Below are 3,599 nucleotides of genomic sequence, written 5' to 3'. Positions count from 1 at the left end.
TTAGCAAGACCAATAATGATTTGATTCTTACAACTCTACGGAGGATGATTTGGTTAAATCAGCGAAGCATTGATGGAAATATACATGCTTCGGTCTTGAAGAGCCGTATGATGGGAGACTATTACGTACGGTTCTGTGAGAGGTTTAGGGGTGAGATTCCCCTTTACCTACTCGACTTTTTTCAGTACTACTTAGTTCAATTTCAACATCCAGATTATCTCTTTCTATAATCACTGAGTGTATTGCACCATTTCTTATATTGAATTTTAGAGAATTTGGATAATCGATGATTTTAAATAATCCAGTTTTTAAATAAATTAATTCACTATCTTTTTGTCCTTTAAAATGTTGAAAAAAAGGCGATTCCACATAAAGACGGTTGTTTCTTTCTAATATTTTGGTTGGCATTCCCTGACCGTAAAGAAAATCCTTATAAGTGCCAATCAAACTTGCTTTTAGTTCATTGGGTATTTGCAGCGTTTCTTCTTTTGACAACTCTCTCTTCCAATTCATAAGAGATAAAAGCTTTCTTCGAGTTTGGTCAATAACTGGAAAACGATTTGGTTTTTCTCCATTAGCAAGAAAAACAAAACCATTCCCGTCTGTTGTAGTAGCAAAAATATCGCCACCAACTCCCGTATTGGAACCATTGCACATAAACCAGTCATAATTGTCAAAACCAAAAGACCTTTGCCATCCATAACTCCAACCTCCAACAGCATCCTTTAAAGCTGTAACTTCTATTATTTTTTTGGCCACATTATGAGAAATTACTTGGTTTTCTTTATTTCGTAAGGCATTTTGTATTTCTATTGTTAGCTTGGTTAAATCAGTCGGTGTTGACCATAATCCTGATGGTGCAACTTGCGGTGTTATAGGCAAACCTGTTTTTATAACATTATTGTCTTTGTCGTGAACGAAAGCGACATTTGTTAAAAATCCTTTTTGATTGGGCTGAACCATTGTTGTGTTTTTCAAGTCGAGAGGTGAGAATATGTATTCATCTGTAAGTTCTGCAATCGACTTATTTAAAGTGTCCTCTAATGCCATTTGAACAATAACATAACCGCCTCCGCTATATGACCAACTTGTTCCTGGTGTAAATAAAAACTCAATTTCTTTGTCATATCGTGGTAATTTTCCTAAAAGACTTTGTTTTATTGTGGGAATTGTATCTCCTTCGTAAAAGTCTGCAAAACCGTGTTGGCTTGTTCCAGCCGTATGATTTAAAAATTGTTTCCAAGTCGGATTTTTGATTTCAGTAAATTGGCTTTTAGGTAAATGCCAACTTTTAAGATAGTTGTCTATTGGTTCATCTAAATCGATTAACCCTTTTTCATCTAGTATAAAACAAAGAAGTGCGGTTATTGGTTTTGAAATTGATGCTGTTGAAAATGCGGTATTATGGTCTATTTTTTCATTAGAATTTACTGATTTAAGTCCAAATTGATTTGAATAAACTATATTATAATTTTCAAACACCACAAGGCTAAATCCTGCAAGTTTATGATTTTCTAATTGTTGGTCAATCATTAAACTGTCAGTAAGGAAACTATAATCTTTTTGTTTGGTTAATTCATTTCTGTTTGGTTGACAACTCGAAATTGCCATTGTAAGAAATAGGAAATAAATAATATTTTTCATTGGTTGTTTATTATGAGACGATTCAGTTTTGATTTTGTTACGTGAGGTTGGTTATAATTATAGCCAATGTTAGCCATAGTTATTTTTTCATTATCACTTTCAGCTCAACAGATTTCCATTCAGGATTATAGTCTATAAAATCTTTGAACATTGCTATATGACTTGCCCCTGCTAAAATTATAATTCTCTTGTCTTGCTTTTCAATCGCCTTTTGAATAATAGAATACATATACAAATTTCTTCTATACCATTCTGATGCTAAATAAGCACCTACAAAATTATTCTTTTCACCACCTTGATTTGCAAGATTTACATACCAATTAATATCTTCTTTTCTTCTTTTATCATCATTATAGAAATATAGAATTTCTGTTAAGGATTTATTTGATGCAAACAATTCATTTCCTGTTCTTTCCAATTTTGCTAATTCAACACTATCTTTTGCTATTAAATTAAACTGCTTTGCTTTTTCCATTTGTTGCATTAGACTATCATATCTAAATTCAGTTCTATAGTCCATTGCATACAACTTTTTATGATTCAATTTTTTAGCTGTTCTAAATGCTAATTGAGTTAATTCATCCCTTTTTTCTTTGCTGTAATCGTTTGTAGAAAAAGAAGAATAAATTGAATCTAGTTTATTTTGATGATTGTACATAATCTCTACAAATATTTTGTCAGGTTTAAATGCCTTTATTTTATCAGATATTAATTCAAGTTCATTCTGTTCAGTTTCATTTAAAATATCTCTAATTTTAATATCGACTATATCTCCATTGTTTTCTGGATTAAAATTAGCAAAATGGAAAGTTCCAAGTAGTAATACTTCCAGCTTATCATCTTGAGATTTTTGAGTTTCCCAATTGTTTTGTTCAACTCCATCACCTTTACAATTTGTCAAAAGTATTAGGATTAAAGTACCTATTATGATTTTCTGCATTCTGTTCGTTTTAATTGTTGCCAACGTGTTGGTATAAGATTAGTTGTGTGGTTTAAGCACTAAATTTAGCAAATAAATCACAGATAGAAAGTCCGCGAGGACTTTCGTAAGTAAGCTATAACTAGCTATGAGCTATATACATCTTAAGTTTGAAATCACTAAATTAAAGACTTATAAATAGAAAGCACAAAAGAGAGGAATAAGGTTATTATATACGCAGAGACTTTAGATCCCGTTAACATTGAAAATCCCCTTTCTTTTCTACACAGATTTCGTACAGTTCTATGAGGCTTTTAAGACCTCGATTTTAAGTTGTTGAAACTCGCGTAGGTTGTCCTTTCCAAAAACATATTATAATGAATAAAGATATTAAATATTTCGGAATAGACATTAGTCATTTGGTATTTGATGTTACCGATTCCGATGGTAAATACTATCAGTTTAAAAATAGTATTTCGGGCTTTAAAAAGTTCGTAAAATTATTAGATGATAACAGTCATTGTGTAATGGAAGCTACGGGATATTATCATTACCAACTGGCTTATTATCTATTAGAATCAGGTAAGAAAGTATCGGTAGAAAATCCTTTATTTGTATAATAATTGACACCCTTGACTTTTACGAGTCCGCTTTCGCGAAAGCGGAATTAAAGAAAGACATCTCACAAAAAATAAAGAAAGACAAGAATGGTTTATAGCTGATTTGTGTTTATGCAAAACAGGTAGATTTAAAGCTTTGGCAAGGTAATTCTAAAGATCAAATTCAATGCCTTTAAATGACAAGATTACTGTCCATGCTGACTAAACAAAGCACTATGTATAAAAATAAACTACATGGAGAGGCCGTTTTAGGAAATCCAAGTAAAGTAGTTGTAAGTTCTATAAAACGCAGTTTAAAACAAGTACAGAAGGAAATAAAATTAATAGAGGATAAGTTGGTAGCCTTAGTAAAACAGGTGCATCATGATGTCCTAACTCGTTTAAAAAGCATTCCAGGAATAGGAGAGAAGACTGCT

3 protein-coding genes and 1 pseudogene are annotated in these 3,599 nt (G+C 31.6%); 2 read left to right on the top strand and 2 right to left on the bottom strand.

All coding sequences use genetic code 11. The annotated features are described in order from the left end of the window. Positions 1–144 precede the first annotated feature (144 nt). Complete coding sequence (locus Q0838_RS14100; protein WP_298956522.1) at positions 145–1,644, bottom strand: serine hydrolase; 1,500 nt, start codon at positions 1,642–1,644, stop codon at positions 145–147. Positions 1,645–1,723: 79 nt separating this feature from the next. Next, entirely contained in the window at positions 1,724–2,584 is an 861-nt protein-coding gene (locus Q0838_RS14095) for a DUF5694 domain-containing protein (protein WP_298956520.1), read from the bottom strand. Positions 2,585–2,940: 356 nt separating this feature from the next. On the opposite strand from Q0838_RS14095, the gene Q0838_RS14090 reads away from it, so the two are divergent. Beyond that, positions 2,941–3,183 (top strand): transposase, encoded by a 243-nt coding sequence (locus Q0838_RS14090; protein WP_298956518.1) that lies wholly within the window; start codon positions 2,941–2,943, stop codon positions 3,181–3,183. Positions 3,184–3,398: 215 nt separating this feature from the next. Further along, a pseudogene (locus Q0838_RS14085) lies at positions 3,399–3,599 on the top strand (IS110 family transposase); the annotation flags it as partial.

This window comes from uncultured Nonlabens sp., from assembly GCF_947495285.1.
Classification (GTDB): domain Bacteria; phylum Bacteroidota; class Bacteroidia; order Flavobacteriales; family Flavobacteriaceae; genus Nonlabens.
Note: the sequence above shows the minus strand (reverse complement) of the source record. Positions and strands in the feature narration are given on the sequence as shown.